The sequence below is a fragment of the Erwinia sp. INIA01 genome (assembly GCF_025947915.1).
Taxonomy (GTDB): Bacteria; Pseudomonadota; Gammaproteobacteria; order Enterobacterales; family Enterobacteriaceae; genus Erwinia; species Erwinia coffeiphila.
In genome coordinates this window covers 216,585-242,898 of record NZ_JAPDNC010000008.1, presented here as the reverse complement: position 1 = coordinate 242,898, position 26,314 = coordinate 216,585, and the positions used below count along the sequence as shown (strand labels likewise).

The following is a 26,314-nucleotide window of genomic DNA, read 5'->3' as shown; positions in this document are numbered from 1 at the left end:
ACATGTCGATAAAATGGACACTCGATAAGCGGAGGGAAGAGCATGAATCATCAACCCGTTCTGAGGGCAGCCATTGGCGCAGAGTGCGACGGTAAGCTGAGCCTGCCGGAAAACAGCCAGGAAGCCCGGCGCTGGGATGCGCTGCTTGAGCAGGCACGCCGTGATTTTGATGCCGGTAAAGAGCCGGATTTCGTGCGCCCCGACATTCTGAACTCGTGGAAATACAGCCGCGATGCTGGTATCGATCCGGCTTTTTTTGCCTACACCTTCCCACCGCAGGATGAGGTGAAGCAGATTCTGGCGGATAACGCCGTGCTGATTGAGGTGGCGAGAGGGATTATGGAAAATCTGCTGGCCTATAATCCCGACGGCCATATCAATCTCACCGACGCCAACGGCATCACCCTCTCCTACTGCGGGCTGGATATCACCCCGGTGGGCAGCATCCTGCGTGAATCCGAGATGGGGACCAACTGCACCGCGCGCTGCCTGAAGCAGCAGCGGGTGGTCTATCTGCTCAGCGGTGAGAACTGGAAGTTTGCCCTGCGCAGCCGCCACTATCCCTGTGCCGCCGCGCCAATCCGCGATGCCGAAGGGCGGATGATTGGCGTACTGACGCTGACCGCCACCCAGGATAACTTCCACTATCACACCCTCGGCACCGTGCAGGCGGCGGCGGAAGCGGTGGGCCAGCAGCTGATCCTGCGCGCCCTGCTGGCGGAGCAGAAGTCGATCCTGGAAACATTGAATGAAGGGGTGATCGTGCTGGATCGCAGCGGGACGATCAAAACCATCAACCGCTACGCGCGGCAGATCTTCCACGGCTTCGCCCGCACCGGCCATCAGGTGGATGCGGTGCTGAATCCGCAAAACGCGCGGCTGGCGACCATGACCTTCTGCAACGACCGCGAAGTGGTGTTTGTACCGTCAGAAAATCAGCACGTCTCCTGCCTGGTGTCGGTGATGCCCGCGCCGACCGGCGGCAAGATTATCGCCCTGCGGGAAAACCAGCGTATTCGCGCCATTACTCGCCGGGTGATGGGCGTTAACGCCAGCTATACCTTCGACATGCTGTGCGGCAGCGCACCCACGCTGATGGCGGCGATGGAAAAAGCGCGCAGCTGCTGCCGCAGTGACAGTACGGTGCTGCTGACCGGTGAGAGCGGCACCGGCAAAGAGCTGTTTGCCCAGGCGATCCACAATGAAAGCCTGCGCAGCGGCGAAGCGTTTATCGCCGTGAACTGTGGAGCGCTGCCGCGCGATCTGGTACAGAGCGAACTGTTTGGCTACGCCGACGGTGCCTTTACCGGATCGCGGCGCGGCGGCGCGGCGGGAAAATTTGAGCTGGCCGACGGCGGCACGTTGTTCCTTGATGAGATTGGCGACATGCCGCTGGAGGCGCAAACCAGCCTGCTGCGCGTATTGCAGGAGAGTGAAGTGGTGCGCATCGGCGCATCGCAGGCGGTGAAGGTGAACGTGCGGATTATCGCCGCGACAAACTGTAATCTGCTGAAGGCAGTGGAAACCGGCGCGTTTCGCCGCGACCTGTACTACCGGCTGAACGTCATCTCGATCCCCATTCCGGCACTGCGCGAGCGCAGCAGCGATATTCCGGCACTCACCGAATGGTTCCGGGAAAAGGTCTGCACCCAGCTGAAAAAAGTGAACGTGCAGTTTACGCCACGGGCGATTGAGGCACTGTGCCAGTATCCGTGGCCGGGCAACGTGCGCGAGCTGGAAAACATCGTCGAGCGGGTGATCAATACCCATAACGGGCTGCATATTGACGCCGTCGATCTACCGGAAGAGGTGATCCAGGCGGGCCGCTCACAGCCGGAGTTGGCGGTTTCACGGGGCACCACCACCCACGCCGTGCGGCTGGATGAAAATGAGCGGGTGCATATTATTGCCACGCTGAATTCGCTCAACGGCAATCTGCGGCAGGCCGCACAGCAGATGGGGCTGTCGCGCGCCGGGCTGTATAACAAACTGAAGAAGTACGCGATAAGCGTGGATGAGTTCCGCCGGTAGCGCAGTGCTACCGGCGAGAGTCTGAGAAAATCAGATTAAGGTTTTGTCTTTATCTTTGCGCGACATGCTGTCGAGGTAGCCCATCACAAAGGCGGACAGCACGAAGGTCAGGTGAATAATCACGTACCACAGCAGCTTGTTGTCGGGTACGTTGCGCGCGTCCATAAAGATCCGCAGCAGGTGGATTGAGGAGATAGCCACAATCGACGCCGCCACTTTGTTCTTCAGCGAGCCGGAGTCCATTTTACCCAGCCAGCTCAGCTTTTCGCGGTGCTCATCCAGATCCAGCTTGGAAACGAAGTTTTCATAGCCGGAGAGCATCACCATCACCAGCAGCCCGCCGACCAGGGTCATGTCGATCATCGACAGCAGCATCAGCACCATGTCGTTTTCGGTCATCTCGATCACATGCGGCAGCAGGTGGAAGACTTCCTGGAAAAACTTAATGCCCAGCGCCAGCAATCCCAGCGACAGCCCAAGGTAGATTGGAGCCAACAGCCAACGTGAGGTGTAAATCAGATTTTCAACGAAACGTTCCATAGCATCCAGTTCAGAGTTCAACACGGCGCACAGTATAACTGATGGTCGATGAACTTTAGCAGGCGCGGAGGACCGGATTCGGAACAATTTAAACGACTTTACGTTGCGGGAAGGTCATCCCGCAGCGAAGGCAGCCGGCCACCGGGTGGCGAAAGGCGTTAGTGATACTGGCGGTACTGCACGCGGTAGTCGCGCGGAGTAACGTTGAAGTGCTTTTTAAACACCCGCTGGAAACACTGCTGGGAGGAGAAACCCAGATCCATCGAAATAGTCATAATGCTTTTGGTGGAATTAATCAGGCACTGTGCGGCCTGATCCAGGCGGCGGCTGCGGATAAAACTCGCCAGCGTAATGCCTTTTTTCTCTTTGAACGCCCGCTGTAAATGCCATTTGGAGTAGCCTGATTTGGCCGCCACGGCTTCGATATTCAGCCCTTCTTCCAGATGTTCATCAATCCAGTCTACGATGACGTCTACGATTTCATTTTTCATTTCTACACACTCCACAACGGCAGCGAATTACCCGCATCTGCTTCTGCCATTCATTTTTACGATGGAATTATCTTTTTGATTTATATAATGAAACAGGTGATATGCAAAAATTAACGGAACATATCAATAAAAAGTAGAAAGGATGTTATTAGCAAGTTTAAAATAGCTCAAATAGATAATTTGAATCTGCTGATATAGACAGGAACTATATAACCCTATGATGGATCTTAATCTGGTTCGGGTTTTCATCGCCATTTATGAAACCCGCAGCGTCAGCGGTGCTGCCGATCGGCTGTTCATCACGCAGCCTTCTGCTAGCTATGCGCTAGCCCGGCTGCGGTCTGCGACGGATAACGAGCTGTTTAAACGTAGCCGAAAAGGGATGCTGCCGACGCCGGTTGCCAGCCATCTGTATAAGGTTTTTAAGCAGTCGCTCAGTGGGATTGAAACCGCCGTGGCGGATACCCGCAGCTTCTCTCCGGAAACATCTTTTCACAAATTTAGCCTCGCACTCTCCGACCTCGGCGAGCAGCTGCTGCTGCCAAGGCTGGTTAAACATCTGCGAGAGCTGGCACCGAATGTGCAGCTGGAAGTGCTGCCGATCGAGATGATGCGCATTGATGAATGGCTACTGACCGGGAAAGTGGATGCCACGCTGTGCAGCCGCAACGAAAGCATTTCACCGATTGCCCAGCGCGACAGAATTATGGATGAGCGCTACGTCTGCCTGGTGAATAACCAGCATCCGCGCATCGGCGGCGAGCTGACGCTGCATGACTATCTGGCCGAGCAGCACATTATCGTGTCGACCATCAGCGGGCATCATATGGTGGAGGCGCAAATTAAGGAGTATGGCTTTGAGCGGCGCATCGCGCTGGAGGTGCCGCACTTTACCGCGCTGGGCGAGATTATCGCCAGCAGCGAGCTGCTGGTGACCATTCCGCTCAGCGCGGCGAAAATCTATGCCGCGCGCGGCAACGGGCGCATTGTCGAACTGCCGTTCCAGCTGCCGAATCTGGAGGTTTATCTCTACGGCCATACCGAGATCGGCGACATCACCGCCAAGACCTGGTTCTATAACACGCTGAAAGAAGCCTGCCCGGTACTGATGGAGAACTGACCCGGCACTCAGCCTTTGCGGCGCGGGCCACGGCTCCAGTAGGCCATAAAGCTGATGCAGTCCTGAGCCAGGCCGCGCTCGCCGATCAGGTAGCGGCGCAGGTGCTTCACCGCGCTCGATTCAGCCGCCACCCAGCCGTGGAAGCGCACGTCGTCGTGGTCGGCGCGATCCCACACCAGCTGCCCTTCGGCCTCTTCGCGCAGATCTTCTCGCGCCAGCGCACTGTCCGGCAGGCGCACGTGCTCACGCACCGCGCTCAGCAATGCCTCACCGTAGCTGGCTCCGCTGGCGTCACGCGGCAGCCAGTGAATATCGGCAAAGGCGTACTGGCTGAGATCGACGCAGTCGCCACGCTCGGGTACTTCCAGGAACACCTGTAACTGCGGCGGGTTCTGCCAGCTGGAGAGCTGCTCAAGGATCGCCTTCGCCGCCGGTAGCGCGGTTTCATCCGCCACCACCAGCCCCTGCTTCACCTGCTCGTGCGGATTCCATTCGTAGCCGCCGCTGTCCTGACCGTATTCGCGGTTCGGCGCGGCGATTTGCATCGCGTCGCCCGGCTGCGCGTTCAGCGCCCAGGCCGATGCCGGGCCTTCGGTGCCGTGCATCACGAATTCCACTTCCATCTCCGGCACCTCGGCGTCGGCGTTAACGTGGCGAATGGTATAGGTGCGCATGATCGGGCGATCTTCCACCGCCAGCTTGCCCATGTTCTCCCACCAAGTCAGGCCGTTATCGACCGGCTCAAAGTGTTTGCCGCTTGGCGGTGGCAGCAGCAGCTTGATGCGCTGGTCCGGCGCATCCATCTTCATCTGGCGCACTTCCTCACCGCTAAACACGCAGCACAGCATCGAAGGAGACAGTACCTGCTTGCGCGCCAGTACGACATTGAATAAGCGATAACTCTGAGCAGCCATAGATCCACCTTGTTAACCGAAAGCCGTGCGCGCGTGCCGCACATAAGGGCAGCAAGAATAGCAAAGGCAAATGATAATGAGAATGCGTATTACCCCAATCCGTATCCAGCTTCATTTATCCGCGTGTGCCACCCGGGCGGAAGGCGTTGATCTCCGTCGCGAAAGCGTTCAACGTAAGGTTTTTCTTTATCGTGGAGTGTATCGATGTCGTTAAGCCTTCTGACGCAGCTGGCCGATATCCCGGCCAGTCAGTGGGATGCCCTGGCCCCCAACGACCAGCCCTTTATGCGCCACGCTTTCCTCAGCGCGCTGGAAGAGAGCGGCTCGGTCGGCGGGCGCAGCGGCTGGCAGCCGCAGCATGTGCTGTGGCGCGAGGGTGACCGCGTGCTGGCGGCAATGCCGGGCTACGGCAAACGGCACTCCATGGGCGAATACGTCTTCGATCACGCCTGGGCGGATGCCAGCCAGCGGGCGGGCATTCCCTACTATCCCAAGTGGCTGTCGGCGGTGCCGTTCAGTCCGGTGGGCGGCGCGCGGCTGCTGGGCGAAGCGCAGGCAGCCGACCGGCTGCTACAGGCGCTGCCGGAATTTCTCGCCACCCATGGTTTTTACAGCGGCCATATCAATTTTAACGACGCTGCGCTCGGCGATCGGCTGGCGGAGGACGGCCGCTGGCTGCCGCGCCTCGGTTGCCAGTATCACTGGCACAATCGCGGCTACCGCGATTTTCAGGATTTTCTCGACGTGCTGACCTCGCGCAAGCGTAAACAGCTGCGCAAAGAGCGCGAAGGCGTACGCCAGCAGGACATTGAATTTTGCTGGTATCAGGGGCACGAACTGAGCGAAGCCCAGTGGGATTTTGTTTACACCTGTTACGCCAACACCTACTTCGTTCGCGGCCGCCAGCCCTATCTCACCCGCCAGTTTTTCAGCCTGCTGGCGGAACGCATGCCGGAAGCGCTGCGCATCACCATCGCCAGCCAGCACCACCAGCCGGTGGCTATGGCGCTGAGCCTGGTCGACGGCAGCACCTTCTACGGCCGCTACTGGGGCTGCCTGGCGGAGTTCAACCACCTGCACTTTGAAACCTGTTTCTACCAAGGGATGGAATATGCGATCGATAACGGACTACAGCGCTTTGACGCCGGGGCACAGGGGGAGCACAAGCTGATACGCGGTTTTGAACCGGTACTGACAGAATCCTGGCACCTGCTGCGCCACGGCGGCCTGCATGACGCCGTGGCGGATTTTCTGCAGCAGGAGCGCGACGGCGTGCGCGCCTGGGCTGAGGAAGCCCGCGACGCGCTGCCGTACCGGCTTAACGCCGGATAGCGCTACTGTTCACCGACGAAGCCGCCGGTCTGATGCCGCCACAGCCGCGCATACAGGCCGTCCTTCGCCAGCAGTTCGGCATGGCTGCCGATCTCGACAATCCGCCCCTGTTCCAGCACCACCAGCCGGTCCATGCGGGCAATGGTCGACAGGCGGTGGGCGATGGCGATCACCGTTTTGCCGCCCATCAGCCCTTCCAGGCTTTCCTGAATCGCCGCTTCCACTTCGGAATCCAGCGCCGAGGTGGCCTCATCCATAATCAAAATCGGCGCATCCTTCAGCAGCACACGGGCGATGGCGATACGCTGGCGCTGACCGCCGGAAAGCTTCACGCCGCGTTCGCCGACGTATGCATCCAGTCCGGTGCGGCCCTGGAGATCCGACAGCAGCGGAATAAACTCATCAGCCTTCGCCCGATGGATCGCCTGCAGCATCTCCTCTTCGCTGGCGCCGGGGCGGCCATACAGCAGGTTTTCGCGGATTGAACGGTGCAGCAGCGAGGTATCCTGGGTGATCATCCCAATCTGCGCGCGCAGGCTCTCCTGGCTGACGTCGGCAATATTCTGGCCGTCGATCAGAATCCGCCCGCCGTTGAGGTCGTAGAGCCGCAGCAGCAGGTTAACCAGCGTCGACTTCCCGGCACCCGACGGGCCAATCAGGCCAATTTTCTCGCCGGGTCGAATGTCCAGCTGCAGGCCGTCAATCACCCGCCGCTCGCCGCCGTAGTTAAAGGTAATGCCGTCAAACTGGATTTCGCCACGGCTGACATCCAGCGCCGCCGCATCGGGTTTATCACTCACGCTCAGCGGCTGGGAGATGGTTTTCAAGCCGTCCTGCACCATGCCAATGTTTTCGAAGATGCCGTTCACCACCCACATGATCCAGCCGGACATATTCACGATGCGGATCACCAGCCCGGTAGCCAGCGCGATCGCGCCGACGCTGATCAGCGACTGGCCCCACAGCCACAGCGATAGCCCGGTGGTGCTGACAATCAGCAGGCCGTTGAGCGTGGTGACCACCACATCCATCCCGGTCACCATTCGTCCCTGGCTGCGGGTTTTCTGCGTCTGATCGTCCAGCGCTTCCCGCGCATAGCTGCGTTCCAGATCGCCGTGGGCAAACAGCTTGAGGGTCGCGATATTGGTGTAGCCATCCACAATAAAGCCCATCAGCCGCGAGCGTGAATCCGATGACGCCACCGAACGCGCTTTGATCCTCGGCACAAAATACTTCAGGCAAAGCACGTAACCGATAATCCACAGAATCAGCGGAATGGTCAGCCGCCAGTCGGCTTCGGCAAACAGCACCAGCGTGGTCACCGCGTAGATCACCACGTGCCACAGCGCGTCGACCATCTGCACCGCAGAATCGCGCAGCGCACTGCCGGTCTGCATAATTCGCTGGGCGATGCGCCCGGCAAAGTCGTTCTGGAAAAAGTTCAGGCTCTGGCGCAGCACGTAGTTATGATGCTGCCAGCGGATCATATTGGTCATGCCGGGGTTAATGGTCTGATGCACCAGCAGGTCGTGCAGGCCGATAAACAGCGGACGAAACAGCATTGCCACCGCAGCCATCCACAGCAGTTCGCCGTAGTGATCCTGGAAGAAGCTGGCGGCCGGGGTACTGTTCACCAGATCGATAATCCGGCTGAGATAGCGAAACAGCGAAACTTCGATCAAAGACGCAATCAAGCCAATCACCAACAGCAGCGCAAAGACCGGCCACACCTGGCGCAGATAGAACAGATAGAAGGGCCACACGCTGTCGGGCGGCGTGGTGCCCCGGGCTTCCCTGAAGGTATCGATCATCCTTTCAACACGGTGATAAAACATAAGACAGGCTCAGTTGACCAACAGAACCCTGAAGCTTAGTGCATCAGGCCGGTCATCAGGCGTCAGTCAGTGCCTTTGTATCGTAAATAATCCACCGATGCGGCGGCCGGACGGCGAAATGCAGATTCCTGGATGCACAACGGCCGCAAAGGCTGCTTTAATAACGCCAGCGCCTGCGGCCCCGGAAAATCCTCCCGCAGGCATATCTGCCCCTCGGAATCAGGAAAAGCATGTGGAACGTCTGGACTGCGATCGGATGTTTGTAGCGGTAATGGAACTGGGCAGCTTCGCGGCGGCGGCCGCGCGGCTCGGCACCAGCAGCGGGCAGGCGTCCAAGCTGGTCGCCAGGCTGGAAAGCGAGCTGGGCGTACAGCTGCTCAAGCGCAGCACCCGCGCTCTGTCGCCGACCGAAGTCGGGCTGGCCTACTTCGACCGCATTAAAAACCTGCTGGAAGAGTGGGACGCGCTGGATGCCTCGGTGCGCCATGCTGCGGGGAAACCGACCGGGCGCATCAAGCTCAGCGCGCCAATTACCTTTGGTGCCAGCCAGCTGGCCCCGGTGCTGATCGCCTTTGCCCGCGAATACCCGGAAATCGAGCTGGACGTTAACTTCTCCGATCGGCTGGTCAACATCGTGGATGAAGGCTTTGACGTTGCAATCCGCATCGGCAGGCTGAGCGACAGCCGCCTGATCGCCCGCCACCTCAGCGATATGCGGGTGGTGATTGCCGCCAGCGATGAGTACCTGAGCGCGCACGGCACGCCGACCCGCTATCAGCAGCTGGCCGATCACAACTGCATTATCGACACCAATTTTCGCGATCCCTTTAACTGGCCGTTCAGCGTGGACGGCGAAGCGGTTACTCTGCCGGTGCGCGGCCGCCTGCACTTTTCCAACGCCGAAGCCAGCCTGACCGCCGCGCTGAGCGGGCTGGGCATTGCCCGGCTGCCGACCTTTATTGCCGGTCCGGCATTGCGGGCAGGCACCATCCGCCCCCTGTTGCGCCACAGCGAAATTCCGCCGCTCGGGCTGTACGCGGTCTATCCTCCGGCGCGCCATCTGGCGCACAAAGTCCGGGCGCTGATCGACTTCCTGGTCAGCCACTACGCCGGTGAGCCGGAGTGGGATCGCGGCTGGTGATTACTTCCAAAATGGAAGTAATGTTTGCGTTTCTGGCGGGATAATCAGCCACAGGGAATCAGTGTAAAGTACGTTCCATCAACCCCCGATGGCATACTGAATAAGGTAAATAACATGACTGATACCCGCACCGCTCCCTGGGCCGCGCTCATTCTGCGTCTTTCTCTCGGCATCCTGTTCCTGGCCCACGCCGGTCTGAAACTGTTTGTCTTTACGCCCGCAGGCACCGCAAAATTCTTCGCCTCGCTGGGTCTGCCCGGCGGCCTGGCCTACGTGACTATCGTCTGGGAAATTCTCGGTGCGGTGGCGCTGATTGTCGGCTACCGTCCGCGCATCGCTGCAATTGTGCTGATCCCGGTACTGCTGGGTGCGATTTTCACCGTACACGGTCCGGCGGGCTTCTGGTTCACTAACCCGAACGGCGGCTGGGAATATCCTGTGTTCTGGGCCATCAGCCTGGTGGTACTGGCGCTGATCGGTGACGGCAAGTACGCGCTGAAAGCCTCCCTGCCTGATTCACGTCTGCGTTAAGGAAGTCACTATGCTGGTAAACGGTAAATGGACGGCGGACTGGCACCCGGTGCAGGCCACCGATGAGAAAGGCGGCTTCGTTCGCCAGATCTCAAGCTTCCGCCACTGGGTGACGCCCGATGGCGCACCCGGCCCCACCGGTGACGGCGGGTTTGCCGCCGAAGCGGATCGCTATCACCTGTACGTGGCGCTGATCTGTCCGTGGGCATCACGCACGCTGATCGCCCGCAGCCTGAAAGGCCTGCAGGACATGGTCAGCGTCTCGGTGGTGGAACCGAAGCTGACCGATGAAGGCTGGCGCTTCGGCGACTATCCCGGTTCCGACCGCGATACGCTGAATCACGCCGAGTATCTGCATCAGCTCTATACTCGCGCCGACGACAGCTTTACCGGCCGTGCAACGGTGCCGGTGCTGTGGGATAAAAAAACCGCTACCATCGTCAGCAACGAATCCGCCGACATTCTGCGGATGTTTAACAGCGGTTTCGGCAGCCTGGCCAGCGACAGCATCGACCTCTGTCCGCTGGCGCTGCGGGACGAGATCGACGCCCTGAACGCGGAAATCTATCCCCGTCTGAACAACGGCGTGTACCGCGCCGGGTTTGCCACGACCGAGGTCAGCTACCGCGAAGCCTTTAACGATGTTTTCGGCATGCTGGATACGCTGGAGATGCGCCTGAGCCAGCGCGGCCCGTGGCTGTTTGGTGAGTCGCTGACCGAGGCCGATATCCGCCTGTTCGTGACCCTGATCCGCTTTGACGTTGCCTATCACGGCATCTTTAAGTGCAATCAGCGGCAGCTGCGTGATTACCCGGCGCTAAACGGCTTCCTGCTGGGCATGCTGGCGCTGCCGGGCGTTCGCGAAACGGTGAGTATCGACCATATTAAGCAGGGCTATTACTCGATTAAGAGCCTGAACCCGAACGGAATTGTGCCTGCCGGTCCCGATATGACCGCGTACGGTTTGTAATCTGCATCAGGAGAAATGTCATGACAGGTCTGGTTATTTTACTGCACGGCGTGGGCAGCAACGGCAACGATCTGGCCGGGCTGGGTCGCCACTGGGCACCGAGCCTGCCGGGCGTGAGTTTCGCCAGCCCTGACGCGCCGTTCCATTTTGAGCACGGCGCGGGCTATCAGTGGTTCAGCCTGGCCGGTATTACGCCAGCTAACCGCCCGGCGCGTGTGGCCGCAGCGCGGGAAGCATTTGACCGCGAGCTGACGGCGATCCTTGAACAGCATCAGATGACCGATAAACTCGACAAGGTGGTGCTGGTCGGCTTCTCGCAGGGGTCGATTATGGCGCTGGATACGCTGGTGTCCGGCCGCTGGCCGGTCGCCGGGATTGTGGCCTTCTCCGGCCGCCTGGCCTCACCGCAGCCGTTGACTCCGGCGCTGAATACTCCGGTGCTGCTGATCCACGGTATGGCCGACGGCGTGATCCCGGTGGCAGAAAGCGAAGTGGCGGCAGAGACGCTGCGCGATCTGGGCGTCAGCGCCCGCAGCGACTTTGAGCCGGGTACCGGGCATACCATTTCAGCGCGCGGTGCGCAGCTTGCGGCGGAGTTTATTGCCGAGCGTTTGAATTTGAGCTGAACAGAAACCTTATCCTGATGCCAACAGTGGATAGCGCTGTTCCGTTCTGAGCCTCACTCTCTTAATACTCACAAAAAACCGACCTCATCCGTCGGTTTTTTTCGTCTTAGGGTTATATTCAAAGACCTGGCTGGCTCATAAAACGAAAGGATAAAGTTTTGAGAACGCAAAAAAGATGCATGGGATACGTCGCCATCGTGGTGGACGACTACGATCGGGCGATTGATTACTACACCAACAAGCTCGGCTTCACGCTGGTTGAAGACACGCCGCAGCCGGGCAAGCGCTGGGTGGTGGTGACGCCAAACCCGGAGAGCGACTGTAATCTGCTGCTGGCGCGCGCCTCTAACGACCGGCAGGAATCTTTTATCGGCAACCAGTGCGGCGGGCGGGTATTCCTGTTCCTGCAAACGGACGATTTCTGGCGTGATTACCACGCGATGAAAGCGGCCGGCGTCCACTTCTGCGAAGAACCCCGGCAGGAAGAGTACGGCACCGTGGTGGTGTTTGAGGATCTCTACGGCAACCGCTGGGATCTGTACCAAAACCTGCAATAAGTCTTATCGCCGGGCTAAATCCTTCCAGCCCGGCGTGATTATCCCTTAGCACTGCCGCCTGTCGCCTGTCGCCTGTCGCCTGTCGCCCGGTATCACGCTTATCTTCTGACATGTCCATCGCCTGACCCTTTCCTGACGACAGCCACTCCTCCTTTTTCACTGACTGAACAAGGACTGACCCATATCATCTGTTTATCGAAAAGTTAGCACGATCATGATTACCGCACTTATTATTAATTAACTTATAGTAACTAGAGTTACTATTTATTCATCGGAGGCAAACAACCTCCTCACCATACAAATGAAGGAATACGACCATGAAAACTATCAAAACACTGTCTGTTGCTGCCGTTGCTGCTCTGTCACTGATGTCATTCGGTAGCTTTGCTCAGAGCATTACTGCCACCTCCTCTACCCTTGACGGCGCTGAAGCGAAAATCGCCGCTCAGGCTCAGCAGGCGGGTGCAGGCTATAAAATCACCAGCGCACGCGTTGAAAACGGCGCATACGTTTCTGCGGAATTGATCAAATAAAAATGGTCGCATAAGGATATGCCAGAAGAGGCCGCCCGATGGGCGGTCTCTTCTGGTTTTCAGCGTTTGGAAATGTTTTAAACGAGCGTCATGCAGCACTCAGCGAGGATAATACCAGGTACGTTTACTGCATCACCGTCTTCTTCATCCTCAAGCTATCCCCAAGTTCACTCATAATCCTCAAGTTCCGGCGGTGCCGTCATCGGCAGCGAAATCACAAAATTCGCGCCACCCTGCGGGCGGTTTTCCGCATGAATCTCCCCGTCATGCATCGCGACAATCGCCTGGCAGATTGCTAACCCCAGCCCAACGCCCGGCACCGATGACTCTTTATTGCCGCGAGAGAATTTTTCAAAAATCTTCCTCTCCTGCCCGGCAGGTATCCCCGGACCGCTGTCCCACACGATAATCTCCAGCCGTGAAACCGCCCCCTCAGTCCTGCGAGCGCGAATGCCCAGCTCGGCCTCCGCCCCGGCATATTTCAAAGCGTTCTCCAGCAGATTCGCCAGCACCCGCTCCATCAGCGGTGCGTCCACGTCAATCAGCAGCAGCTCCGGCGGCAGATCCAGCTGAACGGTGCGGTCGGCCAGCGAAGCATTCATGGTACGCAGCGTGCTGCCAATCAGCTCATCCAGCGCCATCCACTCGCGTTTAAGGTGGAAGCCGCCGGACTGTAGCCGCGCCATATCCAGCAGATTATTGACCAGCCGGATGGTGTTCAGCGTCTGTTCACGCATCGCGCTGGCCTGCGGCGCATACGGCGAGTTTTCGCTGGCGAGATCCAGCGTCAGGATTTCCGCCTGGCCGAACAGCACCGTCAGCGGCGTACGCAGGTCGTGGGAAAGCGCGGATAACAACGCGTTGCGCAGCTGTTCGCGCTCCGCCGCCAGTCTGGACGCCGCCTCCCGCTGGCTGAGCGCCATGCGCTCCAGCGCGTTAGCGATCAGCACGGTAAAGGTTTCCACCAGCCGCTGCTGTTCCGGGATCATCAGCTGGCGCAGATTCAGCGGTTCGAGGATCAGCAGGCCAAGCGTCTCGCTGCCGCTTTTTAACGGCAGCATCAGCCAGGGTACGCCGGGCAGCGTGTCGGTCCCGGCGCCGGCGGGCTGGCCCTTGGTAAAGCTCCAGTGGGCGATAGCGCGGTCCGGCTGAGCGCTGAGATGTGGTTCGCCCACCACCTTCAGCTCGCCCTGCTCATCAGGCAGATGCAGCTCGCTGCGCGCCTGTAAGGTACTTTCCAGGCTGTGCTGGAGGATCGCGGCGATGTCCTGCTGGCTGAGCGCGCGGCTGAGTGCTTTTGCCATACCGTACAGATGCTGCGCCCGCTGCTCGCGATAGCGCGCCACCCTTGCCTGATAGCGCACGCCCGCCGTCAGATTGCCGACGATCACCCCCACCGCCAGCATCACGCCGAAGGTCACCAGATACTGCACATCCGACACCGCCATGGTGCCGGTGGGTGCAACAAACACCAGGTCAAAGGCAATAATATTCAGCAGCGTGGCCACCACTGACGGCCAACGACCGTAGCGCAGCGCCACCACCACCACCGCCAGCAGGTAGACCATCACCAGGTTGACGGAATCAACGCGCGGCAGCAGCCAGCGCCCGGCCAATGTCACCACAACGCACAGCAGCAGCGCCGCCACGCAGCCGTGCAGCTGTGCGCGCCAGCGGCTATCGTTCGCGGCGTTCTGCCTTGCCAGCGGCGGGCCGACATCCGCAGGCGGATCGTCGAGGGCGACGATCAAAATATCGAGATCCGGCCCCAGCTCCGCCAGGCGATCGGCAAAGCGCTCGCGCCACCAGCGTTTACTGGGGCGGCGGCCAAGGATAATTTTGCCGAGGTTATGATCGCGGGCGTAGCGCAGCACCGCGCGGGCTTCGCGGGTGTCGGAGAGGGTGGCAGTTTCTGCCCCCAGATCGCGCGCCAGCTGGAGCGTGCGTAAAATTCCGCGCCGCCGCGCTTCCGGCAGGCGATACAGGCGTGGGGTTTCCACGTACACCGCATGCCAGACGCAGTCGAGTCGGCCTGCCAGCCGGGCGGCGCTGCGCACCAGCTTTTCGCTGCCGCCGTTGTCGCCGATGCACAGCAGGATCGCATCGCGGGTGTGCCAGACTTTTTCACGGCCCTGCGTCTCACGCCAGGCGCGCATCTGGTCGTCGACGCGATCGGCGGTACGGCGCAGCGCCAGCTCGCGCAGAGCGATCAGGTTGCCCTTGCGGAAGAAGTTTTCGATGGCGCGCTCGGCCCCCGCACCGATGTAGACTTTGCCCTCTTTCAGCCGCTGGCGCAGATCGTCCGGCGGCAGATCCACCAGCACCACTTCGTCGGCGGCGTCAAAAAACGGGTCCGGCACCGTTTCCCGCACGCGAATACCGGTCACGCCGCCCACCACGTCGTTCAGGCTTTCGAGGTGCTGCACGTTAACCGTGGTCATCACATCAATGCCCGCGTCCAGCAGTTCTTCGATATCCTGCCAGCGTTTGGGGTGACGCGAGCCACGGGCGTTGCTGTGCGCCAGCTCGTCCATCAGGATCACCGCCGGATGACGGGCCAGCGCGGCATCAAGGTCAAACTCCGGGTAGCGCTGCTGCCCGGTGGCGCGGCGTGGCAGTACGGTCAGCCCGGCCAGCAGCGCCGCAGTTTCCGGGCGATCGTGGGTTTCAACGATGCCGACCAGCACCTCCAGCCCCTGGCCGCGCAGGCGCTGTGCCTCCTGCAGCATCGACCAGGTTTTACCCACCCCGGCACAGGCACCAAAGTAGATTTTTAGTTTGCCACGGCCCTCAACCGCCGCCTGGCGCAGCAGCGCATCCGGGTCCGGGCGCTGGAGTTCATCGTTCATAATGCTCCCTGTGATCAAAACGGCGAAAAGCCGCACCGGATTAACATCGCCGTGCGGCCCGTTACATCAGCCCATTAAGGCCACCTTTGGACTACATGCCATCCAGGGCCAGATTCAGCGCCAGCACGTTGACCGTTGGGTCGCCGATAAACGCAGGCATCGGCGTGTGGATCTGCTGCTCAATCAGCTTCTGCACCACGCCCAGCGGCAGCTGCCTCGCTGCCGCAATGCGGGGAGCCTGCCAGCGCGCCGCCTGCGGTGAAATCTCCGGGTCGAGTCCGCTGCCGGATGCGGTCAGCAGATCCACCGGTATCGAACCCACGGCCTGCGGATTGGCCGCACGCAGCGCTGCCGCACGTTGTTCCAGCGCCTGGTCAAGCGCCGGGTTGCTCGCCGCCAGGTTGCTGCCGGAAGAGGCCAGCGGATTATAGGGCGCATCACCGGTAGCCGAAGGACGCCCCTGGAAATAGCCCGGCTGGCTGAAGTTCTGCCCGATCAGTGCGGAACCTCGCGCTTCTCCCCGCAGCTCAATCAGTGAACCGGCGGCCTGATGCGGGAACCACCACTGTGCCAGCCCGGTGGTCAGTAAAGGATAAAATACGCCGACAACCAGCGTCAGTAGTAACAGTAAAAACAGTGCGGGGCGACATTGACTCATGATAGTTCTCCTTACGCCAGACCGGTAACGGTCAGCAGCATATCGATCAGCTTGATACCGGCGAACGGCACCAGCAGCCCGCCCACGCCGTACAGCCACAGGTTACGGCGCAGCAGTGCCGCCGCGCTCAGCGGACGGTAGCTCACGCCCTTCAGCGCCAGCGGGATCAGAAACACGATAATCAGCGCGTTAAAGATCACCGCCGACAGCATCGCCGAGGTAGGGGAATGCAGGTGCATGACGTTGAGCATATTCAGCTGCGGGTAGGTCGCCGCAAAAGCCGCCGGGATGATGGCGAAATATTTCGCCACGTCGTTGGCGATGCTGAACGTGGTCAGCGACCCGCGGGTCATCAGCATCTGCTTACCGATATGCACCACCTCCAGCAGCTTAGTCGGGTTGGAGTCCAGATCGACCATGTTCCCCGCCTCTTTCGCTGCCTGAGTACCGGAGTTCATCGCTACCGCCACGTCGGCCTGCGCCAGCGCTGGCGCATCGTTGGTGCCGTCACCGGTCATCGCCACCAGGCGGCCTTCCGCCTGATACTGGCGGATCAGCGCCAGCTTGGCTTCCGGCGTGGCTTCCGAGAGGAAGTCATCCACCCCGGCTTCGGCGGCGATGGCAGCGGCGGTCAGCGGGTTATCGCCGGTGATCATGATGGTTTTAATGCCCATTTTGCGCATTTCAGCGAAGCGCTCTTTGATACCGCCTTTAACGATGTCCTTCAGCTCCACCACGCCCATCACTTTCGCGCCGTCGCAGACCACCAGCGGCGTGCCACCCGCCCGCGCCACCTGTTCTACCAGGCCGTTCACTTCCGGCGGGAACTGGCCGCCGTTACTGTCAATATGGCGGCGCACTGCATCCACCGCGCCCTTGCGCACCGCCCGCTGCTGCACGTTAACCCCGCTCATGCGCGTCTGCGCCGAGAACGGAATAAAAGTGGCGTCCATGCTGCTCAGATCGCGTTCGCGCAGGTTAAATTTCTGCTTCGCCAGCACCACAATACTGCGCCCTTCCGGGGTTTCATCGGCCAGCGACGCCAGCTGCGCCGCATCGGCCAGCTGTTCCGCCGTCACGCCCGGCGCGGGCAGAAACTGCGTCGCCTGCCGGTTGCCGAGGGTGATGGTGCCGGTTTTATCCAGCATCAGCACGTCAACGTCACCCGCCGCCTCAACCGCGCGGCCGCTGGTCGCAATCACGTTGGCCGCCAGCATGCGGCTCATGCCCGCCACGCCGATCGCCGACAGCAGGCCGCCGATGGTGGTGGGGATCAGGCAGACCAGCAGCGCTACCAGAACGGTGATGCTGACCGTGCTGCCGCCCCAGGCGGAGAACGGATACAGCGTTGCGGTGGCCAGCAGGAAGACGATGGTCAGCGCCACCAGCAGGATGGTCAGGGCGATCTCGTTCGGCGTTTTACGCCGCGTTGCGCCTTCCACCATGGCAATCATTCGATCGAGGAAGGTTTCCCCCGGATTCACGCTGCACTGAACCACCAGCCAGTCGGAAAGAATGCGCGTCCCGCCGGTCACCGAGGAAAAATCCCCGCCGGATTCACGGATCACCGGCGCAGACTCCCCGGTGATGGCGCTTTCATCCACCGACGCGCCGCCGGACAGCACTTCACCGTCGCAGGGGATGATGTCCCCGGCTTCCACCAGCACCCAGTCGCCTTTGCGCAGGCTGTCCGCCGCCACCGGCTGATGACTGGCTCCGTAGCGCGCCTCGCTGAGCTTTTTGGCAAAGCTGGTTTTAGTCACGCCTTTCAGGCTGTTGGCCTGCGCCTTGCTGCGCCCTTCCGCCAGCGCTTCGGCAAAGTTAGCGAACAGCACGGTAAACCACAGCCACAGGGAGATAGCGGCGGTGAAGCCCGCCTCACCCGGGGTTTTCCCTGCCGCCATGGCGATCGCCAGCAGTGTAGTAATGACGCTGCCCAGCCACACCACAAACATCACCGGATTGCGCACCTGTACGCGCGGGTCCAGTTTTTTCAGCGCATCAAGCAGCGCCACGCCGATCAGCGCGCTGTCAAACAGCGCCTGTTGATTCCGACTCATCTCGTGATTCTCCGCTCGTTAACGACTGAGCATGTGCAGATGTTCCGCCACCGGGCCCAGAGCCAGTGCCGGGATAAAGGTCAGCGCGCCCACCAGCAGCACGGTGCCAATCAGCAGGGCAATAAACAGCGCGCCGTGGGTAGGCAGCGTACCGTTGCCCTGCGGCTGGATTTTCTTCCGCGCCAGAGAACCGGCAATAGCCAGTACCGGAATGATGATGCCGAAACGGCCCACCAGCATGCAGAACGCCAGCAGCAGGTTCCAGAACGGCGTGTTGGCGCTGAGTCCACCGAAGGCGCTGCCGTTGTTGTTGGCCGCCGACGAAACCGCGTACAGCACCTCGGAGAATCCGTGGGTGCCGGGGTTCAGCATTGCGCTGCGTCCGGCGTCGGTCATCATCGCCAGCGCAGTGCCCAGCAGTACCAGCGTCGGCGTCACCAGGATCGCCAGCGCGGTCATTTTCATCTCCCAGACGTCGATCTTTTTGCCGAGGTATTCCGGCGAGCGACCGATCATCAGCCCGGCGATAAACACCGCCAGCAGCACGAACAGCAGCATGCCGTACAGTCCCGCACCCACGCCGCCAAACACCACCTCACCGATCTGCATCAGCCACATCGGCACCATGCCGCCCAGCGCGGTAAAGGAGTCGTGCATCGCGCTTACCGCACCGCAGGAGGCCGCCGTGGTGATCACTGCGAACAGGCTGGAGTTAAGGATGCCGAACCGCGTCTCTTTCCCTTCCATATTGGCGGCGGTATCCGCCCCCAGCGTCAGGAAATGCGGGTTGCCCTGTAGCTCCGCCCACATCACCACCGCCACGGCGGCGATAAACATCAGCGACATCGCCCACAGCAGCGTATGGCCCTGACGCCGGTCGCGCAGCGCGTCGCCGAAGGCAAAGCACAGCGCTGCCGGGATCAGGAAAATCGACAGCATCTGCACGAAGTTACTCAGCACGGTGGGGTTTTCAAACGGGTGCGCGGAGTTGGCGTTAAAGAAGCCGCCGCCGTTAGTCCCGAGCATTTTGATCGCTTCCTGCGAGGCCACCGGCCCCATCGGCAGCACCTGTTTCGCGCCCTCCAGCGTGGTCAGCTCCACGTAGCCGTGCAGGTTCTGAATTACGCCCTGGCTGACCAGGAACAGCGCCATCAGCAGAGAGAGCGGCAGCAGAACATAAAGGGTGATACGGGTGATATCGCGCCAGGCGTTACCCAAATCGTCCAGCGCGCGGTTGGCAAAGCCCCGGATCAGCGCAAAGGCAACGGCGATACCGGTGGCGGCAGAGAGGAAGTTCTGCACGGTTAAGCCGACCATCTGGCTGAAATAGCTCAGGGTGCTTTCCCCGGCGTAGGACTGCCAGTTGGTGTTGGTGACAAAGCTGACCGCGGTGTTCAGCGCCAGATGCCAGCTCAGCCCCGGCAGCCCCTGCGGGTTCAGCGGCAGGTGTGCCTGGTTAAGCAGCATCAGGAACAGCAGTACCAGCCCAAGGGCATTAAACAGCAGGATTGCCAGCAGATAGCGCTGCCAGTTCATCCCCCCCGGCGCAACGCCGCTCACCCGCCACAGCAGGCGCTCGGTAGCGGCCAACCCCGGCACGGGACGGTCGGCAATCAGCCACGCCAGACCGCTGCCCAGCGGACGGGCAAGCACCAGCAGCAGCACCATGTAACAGCCGATCAGTAAAAAGGCGGAGGCAGCCATCAGAACTCCTCCGCGTTAAGCAGGGCATAAATCAGATAACCCAACAGGGCAAACACCAGCACAATGCCGGTTATAACAGCAGCGCTCACAGCACACCTCCAGAGGCGTTTCAGATGGCTGATATTGTTGCGAGCGGCGTGCAAAGTTGGTGTAAAAATGCGGGGTCAGGGTGTAAAAAAAGTATAAAAATGGACTGATTTTTCAGCAGTTATGGCCCGCTCAGCCCAACAGCGGCACGCAGGATGGCATTGCCATCAGCGCGAGAAAAAGTATTCCAGCAGCGGCTTCAGCACCGCGCTCTCCGCATGCTGCTGGTAGTAAATCAGGGCCAGCCTGTCGGCGGCTGCCTGTAGCTCCGGCACCGGCAGCGAGATCAGCCCGGCTTCAGTTTCCGCCTCGGCCAGCGACGGCACCAGCGCCACCGCCACGCCCTGCCGCACCAGTTGCTTCATTACCGGCAGATCGCTGGCCTGCGCCACAATGTTCGGCGTCAGCCCGGCCTGGGTAAAGCACTGCATCACCCGATCGTACATGCCGAAACCGGTTTTACGCCGCAGCAGCACCAGCGGCTGCGCGGCCAGCTGTGCCAGCGTGACGGAGGGCCGTGCGGCCAGCGGTGTATCGGCCAGGCACAGGGCGCGGACGTTGAGCTGATTGAGTGGGATACTGGCGATATTGTGCGGGTTCAGCGTCAGCGGCAAATGGATCAGCGCGGCATCCACCTGACGCCGCTCCAGCAGTTCTTCCAGCCACGGCGGGTCGCCCTGATACAGCGAGAATTGCAGATTGGGGTAGCGCAAACGCAGCGCGGCGATGGCTTCGGCCAGCAGGCTGATGCCCATATCCACGCAGCCCAGGCGCACCACGCCACGCTGACCTTCGCTGAAAGCGCGCATTTCACTGTCGATATTCTGCGCCTGCAACAGCAGATCCCCGGCGCGCTGGTAGAGGTAGCGCCCGGCATCGGTGGGGATCATCCCGCGCGACGTTCGCTCGAACAGCACCACGTCCCACTGGGCTTCCAGCTGCTGTAGCGCCTTGCTGATTGGCGGCTGGGCGGTAAACAGCACCGCAGAAGCCGCCGAAATCGAGCCTTTCTCCACTACCGTTTTAAAGTAATACAGGGGCTTGAGTTTCAACATCGCAGAGTTTTCCTGTACCGAAGAACCAGATAACTCCTTTTTTACACCAACGTTCGGTACAGAAACACCACGCATCGTGCCCGCTTAGATATCAATAGTGAAAATCCGGCAGAAAACGCCGCACGTCGACCTCTTTAAACTCGCAGCGCTGGAAGTGGCTTTTCAGCGCATACGGCACGGTACAGTCGAAAATGGTTTTGCAGGCGATGCCCTTCGCGGCAATGCTCGGGCTGTATTCCGGGATCTGCGACGGGTCGAGTGGATGGCAGCGCACGCCGGGAATAAAGACCGTATCCACATCGCCCTGATAGCGCGTCTGCATCGCCCACAGCACGTCGTTGCTGTCGAAAATATCCACGTCTTCGTCTACCAGCATCACATGCTTCAGCTCGGGGAATGCCGCAAAGGCCAGCAGCGCAGCCTGGCGCTGGCGTCCTTCATCCGCCGGAATGCTTTTCTTAAACTGCATCACCGCCATCAGCTTGCCGCCGCCGGAAGAGTGGGCGAAAACGTTGAGCAGGCGGCCCGGCATCGCCCGCTCCACCATGCCGAGAATGCTGGCCTCGGTGGGAATTCCGGCCATGTTGACGTGCTCTTCGCTACAGCCGATGGTGTGCTGCAGGATCGGATGGCGGCGATGGGTGACCGCCTTCACCTTGATCACCGGCAGCGACGGGTTTGCGGGGCCGGTATAGCCGGGGAACTCCGGCATCGCTTTACCGGTATTCGTATTGCGATCTTCCCGGTAGCGCACCTCCGGCATCAGCTCACCTTCGATCACCACCTCCGCATGAGCTATCGCCCGGGCGTTCACCGCTATGCCCTGCGCCAGCTCTACCGCCTTACCGCGCAGCGCCCCGGCAATGTTCAGCTCGTCAAAGCCCAGCGGCGTGGTCGGCGGCTCAAAGCAGGCACCGACATAAATCGCCGGGTCGACCCCAAGGCTGATGGTGATCGGCAGCGCGTTGCCTGCCGCTTCCGCTTTCGCGCGGAAGACGTCAAGGTGGCGTCCGGGGGCAAAGTACATCGACAGCTCGTCCGGCCCCTGCATGCACAGGCGGTGAATGGTGATATCGGATTCGCCGGTTTCCGGGTCGGTGGCGTAGCACAGCCCCATGGTGAAATAGGGACCGGCATCCTCTTCGGTATTGGTCGGCGCGGGCAGCAGCGTGCGGATATCAAAACCCGGCTCGCTGGCGAGGTGAACCACCTCCTGGCAGGGAATGTGCGCGCTCTGCGTCAGGACGGGAGGAAGGGGATTTTTCACCGAGTTCATCAGCAGATGGCCCAGCCTGTCCGGCTCACAGCCCAGCAGCGCACCGACGCGGCGTCGCGAGGCCAGCACCCCGGTCACCACGCGGAAATCCGCAAAGCCTTTCACCCGATTAAACAACATCGCCGGGCCTTCACGCGTTGGTCGCCGGGTGGTCCCGGCCGCGCCAACATAGCGATAAACGCCCGACAGCTCGGCATGGGGGTCAACTTCGGTGTCGGTGCTGACCAGCTCGCCGTCCATTGCCGCCAGCCGCGCCAGCGCGGAGCGGAGATCGTAAACCGTCTCGGTCATGGTTATCTTCCTCAGTGAGTCACGGCCCCCAGTATGTGATGCGCCCGGCGGCCGTGAATATGACTGAAAAGCTAACCCGCTATACCTTTTGGCTAATGCGCGGCATCAGGACTTCAGCGAGACGTCCTTAATCTCCGCCTTCGGTTTTACACTGCCGGTCACCAGCCACACCGCGACGATAATCACCAGCCCGCCACCGATAAAGCCGCTGGAGATCGTCTCGCCGAGGAACAGGTAGCCCCACAGCACGCCAAAGGGTGGGATCAGGAAGGTAACGGTGAGCGTTTTCAACGGACCGATATCGGCAATCAGGCGGAAGAACAGAATATAGGCCCAGGCGGTGCACACCAGTCCCAGCGCCAGCACGCAGAGCCAGACGCCGGGGTGCTGCCAGTCCACCGCCGGCTGGACGGCGACCGAGGTGATAAAGATCGGCAGCATAAACAGGGTGGCCCCGATCTGGCTGCCGAGCGCCACCAGTTTGGCATCCAGCCCCCCGCGATCGCCGATCCATTTTTTGGTAAGGAATCCCGCCATCGCGTAGCAGGCGGTGGCGACCAGACAGGCGGCGATGCCCAGCAGCACATCGTGGGTCAGCGCCAGGCTGCCGGTGGTGGTCAGCAGCACAATTCCCGCTAATCCCAGCACCACGCCGCTCAGCTTACGCAGCGTAAACTGCTCGCTGAACAGCAGGCCGCCGATCAGTACGCCCATCAGCGGCGTGGTGGCATTCAGAATGGCGGAATAGCCTGCGGGCAGCCATTTTGCCGCCAGGCAGTACATCACAAACGGCACGGCGGAGTTGATCACCCCCAGCAGCACTGCCGGCAGCGCTTTACCGTTAAAGGTCAACTTCACCCGCAGGATCAGCAGCAGCGCAATCAGGCCAAGGCAGCCGAAGAAAACGCGCAGAAAAGCGGTATTCAGCGAGCCAAAAACCGGCGTGGCAACTCGCATAAACAGAAAGCTGGCGCCCCAGATGGCGGCAAGCAGCAGTAAACGACCCATATCCCCTTGTCTCACTCACTTCTCCCGTTGATAAAATTCACTGCCGCAGGGCGATCCCGTCAGCGGAAAGAGTAGTTATATGCCTCGCCGTTCGGCAAAACAAGCCGTTATCGGCCATGGGGATTTGTTAACGGAAAGTGGGAGCTGTGTCGTGATCTGGAAAGGTGAGAATGTGAAAGACTTCTCATTAGTCTGCCAGGGTGCTTAAATCCGCTATCTGCACTTTACTTTAAACGATGAAGGGTTGATTCATCATCGATCGGAGGTTTTATGCTGTCCTCACATACCCTTAGCATCGCTATTCCCCGTAACTGGGTCGATTTATATGAAACCATCTGGAAACCGGAATTCTTTCCTAAATGGGCTTCCGGGCTGAGCAAAACGCCGCTGGAGCAGGATGGCAACATCTGGCGCGGTAAAGGCCCGCTGGGTGCGGTGAAAGTGCGTTTTACCGAACATAACCCGTTCTGCATTATGGATCACTACGTGGATACCGGCCTCAGCAAAGAGATTTTTGTGCCGATGCGTATTGTCGCCAACGGCACCGGATCGCAGGTGCTGATTACGGTGTTCCGCCAGCCGCTGCTCTCAGATGATCGTTTTGCCCAGGAGCTGGAGATGGTAAAACAGGACTTGCAGACGCTGCACACCCTGCTGACCACCTGATAACGCGCACAGGGATGTCAGTCATTACGGAAAGGAGAATCTGATGCAGAAAATTATTTTTGATACCGATATCGGCGTGGATGACGCCTTCGCGCTGGCCTATGCGGCGAAAAGCACCGATATCCTCGGCATTACCACGGTATTTGGCAACGTGCCGGTGGAGCAGGCGGTCAAAAACGCCCGCCTGTTCAGCCAGAAAATCGGCCTGGATGTGCCGATTTATCGCGGCAGTTCGCGCCCGCTGGCCTGTGCACCTTCCGCCCCCGCCCTTCAGGTTCACGGCAAAGACGGCCTCGGCGGCGTTTTTGAAAATCCGTGCAGCGGCGAGGCGGATAACGCCATTAACTTTATTATCAACAGCGTTCGCCAGCATCCCGGAGCGATCACCCTGGTCGCCATCGGGCCGCTGACCAATATCGCCACCGCCATTAATCAGGCCCCGGATATCGTGGCGAAGGTGGCGCAGCTGGTGATTATGGGCGGCGCTTTCGGCACGCTGGGCCACGGCGGCAACGTCACGCCGTTTGCCGAATTCAATATCTGGAAAGATCCGCACGCGGCGGATCAGGTGCTCAGCTCACAGCTGAAAATCGTGGTACTGCCGCTGGATGTCACCCATCAGGTGCAGATTAGCGGAGAAGATATTCGTAGCCTGAACCGACCGGAACTGGAGGCGATTTCCCGCAGCTATCTGCAATACAGCCTGGAGAAAGAAGGATTTGAAGGGATGGCGCTGCACGATACGCTGACCATTGCCTGGCTGAATCATCCCGAACTATTCGGCATTACCGAATCACCGGTGCGGGTGGTGACGGAAGGGATTTCACGCGGCCAGACGCTGCACCGTCTGCATCCGCTGGCTTCACGCGATGACCCGTTTGCCGCTGCCGGCATTCAGAAACTGTGCCTGGCGGTGGACAGCGAACGGGTCAAAGCGCATTTCCTGGCGGCGCTACGCGGTTAAACCTGCGGGGCTCAGAAGCGGATAACGCCTTTAATCAGCCCGCGGTTGTTAATCACCTGCTGTTCGAAAATCTCAGCCAGCGCGGCAAACTCAAAGCGCTGGTTGAGCATCATCTCGGCGGTAATTTTTCCTTCAGCCATCAGGCTGGCAACACGCTCAAAGTCCTGGCGGGTGGCGTTGCGGCTGCCCATCAGCGTGGTTTCTTTTTTGTGGAATTCCGGGTCAGGGATCTGAATATCACCCTTGTGCAGGCCAACGAAAACCAGCGTGCCACCGTGGGCCATCAGACGTACCGCGCCGTTCATCGCCGCCGCATTCCCGGTGGCATCAATCACCGTGGACGGCAGCTGGCCGTTGAATTGATTACGCAGCTGCTGCGGGAAATCTTCCGCCGCCGCATCCAGCGCCACCAGCTTCAGGTTCTGCTCCACGTGTTGCCTGCGGAACTCGCTGGTATCCGCTACCACCACGTTAGCGCCAGACGCATGAGCAATGGCGGCAACGCCCAGCCCGATCGGCCCGGCACCCACGACCAGCAGATTACTGCCCGGCTCCGGTGCCGCGCGGCGTACCGCATGTGCGCTGATGGCAAAAGGCTCAACCAGCGCTGCCGCGTCAGGGTCAATGCCCTCTGCCGACAGCAGGTTTTTCACCGGCACGCTGAGGTAGTCACAGAAACCGCCGTCCTGATGCACGCCGATCACCGAGATGTTTTCGCAGCAGTTGGTTTTGCCGCTCAGGCAGGCTGAACACTGTTCGCAGGAGAGGTACGGGATCACCGCCGCGCGCTGGCCCACTTTCCAGCCGCTAACGCCTTCGCCCAGCTCCACCACCTCGCCGCAGAGTTCATGCCCCAGCACGCGTGGATAGCTGAAAAACGGCTGATTGCCGCCCCACGCGTGAATATCGGTGCCGCAAATTCCGGCGCTGATAATTTTCAGCAGCGCTTCACCCGCAGCAGGCTGCGGTTTATTACGCGTCTGGTAAGCCATCTGTTTCGGCTCCAGACACACCAGCGTATTCATCGTTGTCATGGTTTTTCTCCGTTGTCTGCACAGGGTTATGGCGCAAATCA

24 protein-coding genes are annotated in these 26,314 nt (G+C 60.2%); 11 read left to right on the top strand and 13 right to left on the bottom strand.

Annotated features, from left to right (window positions below; genetic code table 11):
• Window positions 1-42: 42 nt before the first annotated feature.
• On the top strand, window positions 43-2,031 hold the full coding sequence (locus tag OMR58_RS15865; RefSeq protein ID WP_105593573.1) for a sigma-54-dependent Fis family transcriptional regulator: 1,989 nt from the start codon (window positions 43-45) through the stop codon (window positions 2,029-2,031).
• A gap of 30 nt (window positions 2,032-2,061) precedes the next feature.
• On the opposite strand, the gene OMR58_RS15860 is transcribed toward OMR58_RS15865, so the two are convergent.
• The gene (locus tag OMR58_RS15860; RefSeq protein WP_105593574.1) at window positions 2,062-2,571 is read right to left on the bottom strand and encodes a TIGR00645 family protein; all 510 of its coding nucleotides are present in this window, start codon (window positions 2,569-2,571) and stop codon (window positions 2,062-2,064) included.
• Window positions 2,572-2,729: 158 nt separating this feature from the next.
• A complete protein-coding gene (locus OMR58_RS15855; protein WP_200563158.1) occupies window positions 2,730-3,062 on the bottom strand; it encodes a helix-turn-helix domain-containing protein in 333 nt (110 codons plus the stop codon).
• A 217-nt stretch (window positions 3,063-3,279) separates the two neighbouring features.
• On the opposite strand from OMR58_RS15855, the gene OMR58_RS15850 reads away from it, so the two are divergent.
• On the top strand, window positions 3,280-4,182 hold the full coding sequence (locus tag OMR58_RS15850; protein ID WP_105593576.1) for a LysR family transcriptional regulator: 903 nt from the start codon (window positions 3,280-3,282) through the stop codon (window positions 4,180-4,182).
• A gap of 8 nt (window positions 4,183-4,190) precedes the next feature.
• Here OMR58_RS15850 and OMR58_RS15845 read toward each other — a convergent pair whose 3' ends face one another.
• Complete coding sequence (locus tag OMR58_RS15845; RefSeq protein ID WP_264546372.1) at window positions 4,191-5,096, bottom strand: siderophore-interacting protein; 906 nt, start codon at window positions 5,094-5,096, stop codon at window positions 4,191-4,193.
• A gap of 204 nt (window positions 5,097-5,300) precedes the next feature.
• On the opposite strand from OMR58_RS15845, the gene OMR58_RS15840 reads away from it, so the two are divergent.
• Entirely contained in the window at window positions 5,301-6,428 is a 1,128-nt protein-coding gene (locus tag OMR58_RS15840) for a GNAT family N-acetyltransferase (protein WP_264546371.1), read from the top strand.
• A gap of 2 nt (window positions 6,429-6,430) precedes the next feature.
• Here OMR58_RS15840 and OMR58_RS15835 read toward each other — a convergent pair whose 3' ends face one another.
• Window positions 6,431-8,263 carry an ABC transporter ATP-binding protein gene (locus tag OMR58_RS15835; RefSeq protein WP_264546370.1) on the bottom strand — a complete coding sequence of 611 codons (1,833 nt, stop codon included), beginning with the start codon at window positions 8,261-8,263 and terminating at the stop codon, window positions 6,431-6,433.
• Window positions 8,264-8,495: 232 nt separating this feature from the next.
• Between OMR58_RS15835 and OMR58_RS15830 the strand changes: the two genes are divergently transcribed.
• The 6 genes from OMR58_RS15830 to OMR58_RS15805 all read left to right on the top strand — a co-directional run bounded on the left by OMR58_RS15830 (window position 8,496) and on the right by OMR58_RS15805 (window position 12,621).
• Complete coding sequence (locus tag OMR58_RS15830; RefSeq protein WP_264546369.1) at window positions 8,496-9,404, top strand: LysR family transcriptional regulator; 909 nt, start codon at window positions 8,496-8,498, stop codon at window positions 9,402-9,404.
• Window positions 9,405-9,518: 114 nt separating this feature from the next.
• Window positions 9,519-9,935, top strand: a complete 417-nt coding sequence (locus tag OMR58_RS15825) for a DoxX family protein (RefSeq protein WP_105593581.1) — start codon at window positions 9,519-9,521, stop codon at window positions 9,933-9,935.
• A 10-nt stretch (window positions 9,936-9,945) separates the two neighbouring features.
• Entirely contained in the window at window positions 9,946-10,905 is a 960-nt protein-coding gene (locus tag OMR58_RS15820) for a glutathione S-transferase family protein (RefSeq protein ID WP_264546368.1), read from the top strand.
• Window positions 10,906-10,925: 20 nt separating this feature from the next.
• A complete protein-coding gene (locus OMR58_RS15815; RefSeq protein ID WP_264546367.1) occupies window positions 10,926-11,531 on the top strand; it encodes an alpha/beta hydrolase in 606 nt (201 codons plus the stop codon).
• Window positions 11,532-11,689: 158 nt separating this feature from the next.
• Complete coding sequence (locus tag OMR58_RS15810) at window positions 11,690-12,088, top strand: VOC family protein (RefSeq protein WP_105593584.1); 399 nt, start codon at window positions 11,690-11,692, stop codon at window positions 12,086-12,088.
• A gap of 317 nt (window positions 12,089-12,405) precedes the next feature.
• The gene (locus OMR58_RS15805; RefSeq protein ID WP_105593585.1) at window positions 12,406-12,621 is read left to right on the top strand and encodes a YdgH/BhsA/McbA-like domain containing protein; all 216 of its coding nucleotides are present in this window, start codon (window positions 12,406-12,408) and stop codon (window positions 12,619-12,621) included.
• A 167-nt stretch (window positions 12,622-12,788) separates the two neighbouring features.
• Here OMR58_RS15805 and kdpD read toward each other — a convergent pair whose 3' ends face one another.
• From kdpD to OMR58_RS15765, 8 genes are all read right to left on the bottom strand, one after another.
• The gene (gene kdpD / locus OMR58_RS15800) at window positions 12,789-15,470 is read right to left on the bottom strand and encodes a two-component system sensor histidine kinase KdpD (RefSeq protein WP_264546366.1); all 2,682 of its coding nucleotides are present in this window, start codon (window positions 15,468-15,470) and stop codon (window positions 12,789-12,791) included.
• Window positions 15,471-15,561: 91 nt separating this feature from the next.
• Window positions 15,562-16,128, bottom strand: a complete 567-nt coding sequence (gene kdpC, locus OMR58_RS15795) for a potassium-transporting ATPase subunit KdpC (RefSeq protein WP_264546365.1) — start codon at window positions 16,126-16,128, stop codon at window positions 15,562-15,564.
• 11 nt (window positions 16,129-16,139) lie between these two features.
• Window positions 16,140-18,188, bottom strand: coding sequence for a potassium-transporting ATPase subunit KdpB (gene kdpB / locus OMR58_RS15790; protein WP_200547943.1), 2,049 nt, complete (start codon window positions 18,186-18,188; stop codon window positions 16,140-16,142).
• Between the two features lie 18 nt (window positions 18,189-18,206).
• Entirely contained in the window at window positions 18,207-19,892 is a 1,686-nt protein-coding gene (kdpA, locus tag OMR58_RS15785) for a potassium-transporting ATPase subunit KdpA (protein ID WP_264546364.1), read from the bottom strand.
• Complete coding sequence (gene kdpF, locus OMR58_RS15780) at window positions 19,892-19,981, bottom strand: K(+)-transporting ATPase subunit F (RefSeq protein WP_105593590.1); 90 nt, start codon at window positions 19,979-19,981, stop codon at window positions 19,892-19,894. Before kdpF ends, kdpA begins: the two co-directional genes overlap by 1 nt.
• Before the next feature lie 165 nt (window positions 19,982-20,146).
• The gene (locus OMR58_RS15775; protein ID WP_264546363.1) at window positions 20,147-21,034 is read right to left on the bottom strand and encodes a LysR family transcriptional regulator; all 888 of its coding nucleotides are present in this window, start codon (window positions 21,032-21,034) and stop codon (window positions 20,147-20,149) included.
• Window positions 21,035-21,125: 91 nt separating this feature from the next.
• On the bottom strand, window positions 21,126-22,601 hold the full coding sequence (locus OMR58_RS15770) for a UbiD family decarboxylase (protein WP_264546362.1): 1,476 nt from the start codon (window positions 22,599-22,601) through the stop codon (window positions 21,126-21,128).
• Window positions 22,602-22,706: 105 nt separating this feature from the next.
• The gene (locus OMR58_RS15765; protein WP_264546361.1) at window positions 22,707-23,624 is read right to left on the bottom strand and encodes a DMT family transporter; all 918 of its coding nucleotides are present in this window, start codon (window positions 23,622-23,624) and stop codon (window positions 22,707-22,709) included.
• Between the two features lie 255 nt (window positions 23,625-23,879).
• On the opposite strand from OMR58_RS15765, the gene OMR58_RS15760 reads away from it, so the two are divergent.
• On the top strand, window positions 23,880-24,275 hold the full coding sequence (locus OMR58_RS15760; RefSeq protein ID WP_105593594.1) for a polyketide cyclase: 396 nt from the start codon (window positions 23,880-23,882) through the stop codon (window positions 24,273-24,275).
• A 43-nt stretch (window positions 24,276-24,318) separates the two neighbouring features.
• Window positions 24,319-25,239, top strand: coding sequence for a nucleoside hydrolase (locus OMR58_RS15755; protein WP_205067397.1), 921 nt, complete (start codon window positions 24,319-24,321; stop codon window positions 25,237-25,239).
• Window positions 25,240-25,250: 11 nt separating this feature from the next.
• On the opposite strand, the gene OMR58_RS15750 is transcribed toward OMR58_RS15755, so the two are convergent.
• Window positions 25,251-26,273 carry a zinc-binding alcohol dehydrogenase family protein gene (locus OMR58_RS15750; protein WP_200547949.1) on the bottom strand — a complete coding sequence of 341 codons (1,023 nt, stop codon included), beginning with the start codon at window positions 26,271-26,273 and terminating at the stop codon, window positions 25,251-25,253.
• Between the last annotated feature and the right edge of the window lie 41 nt (window positions 26,274-26,314).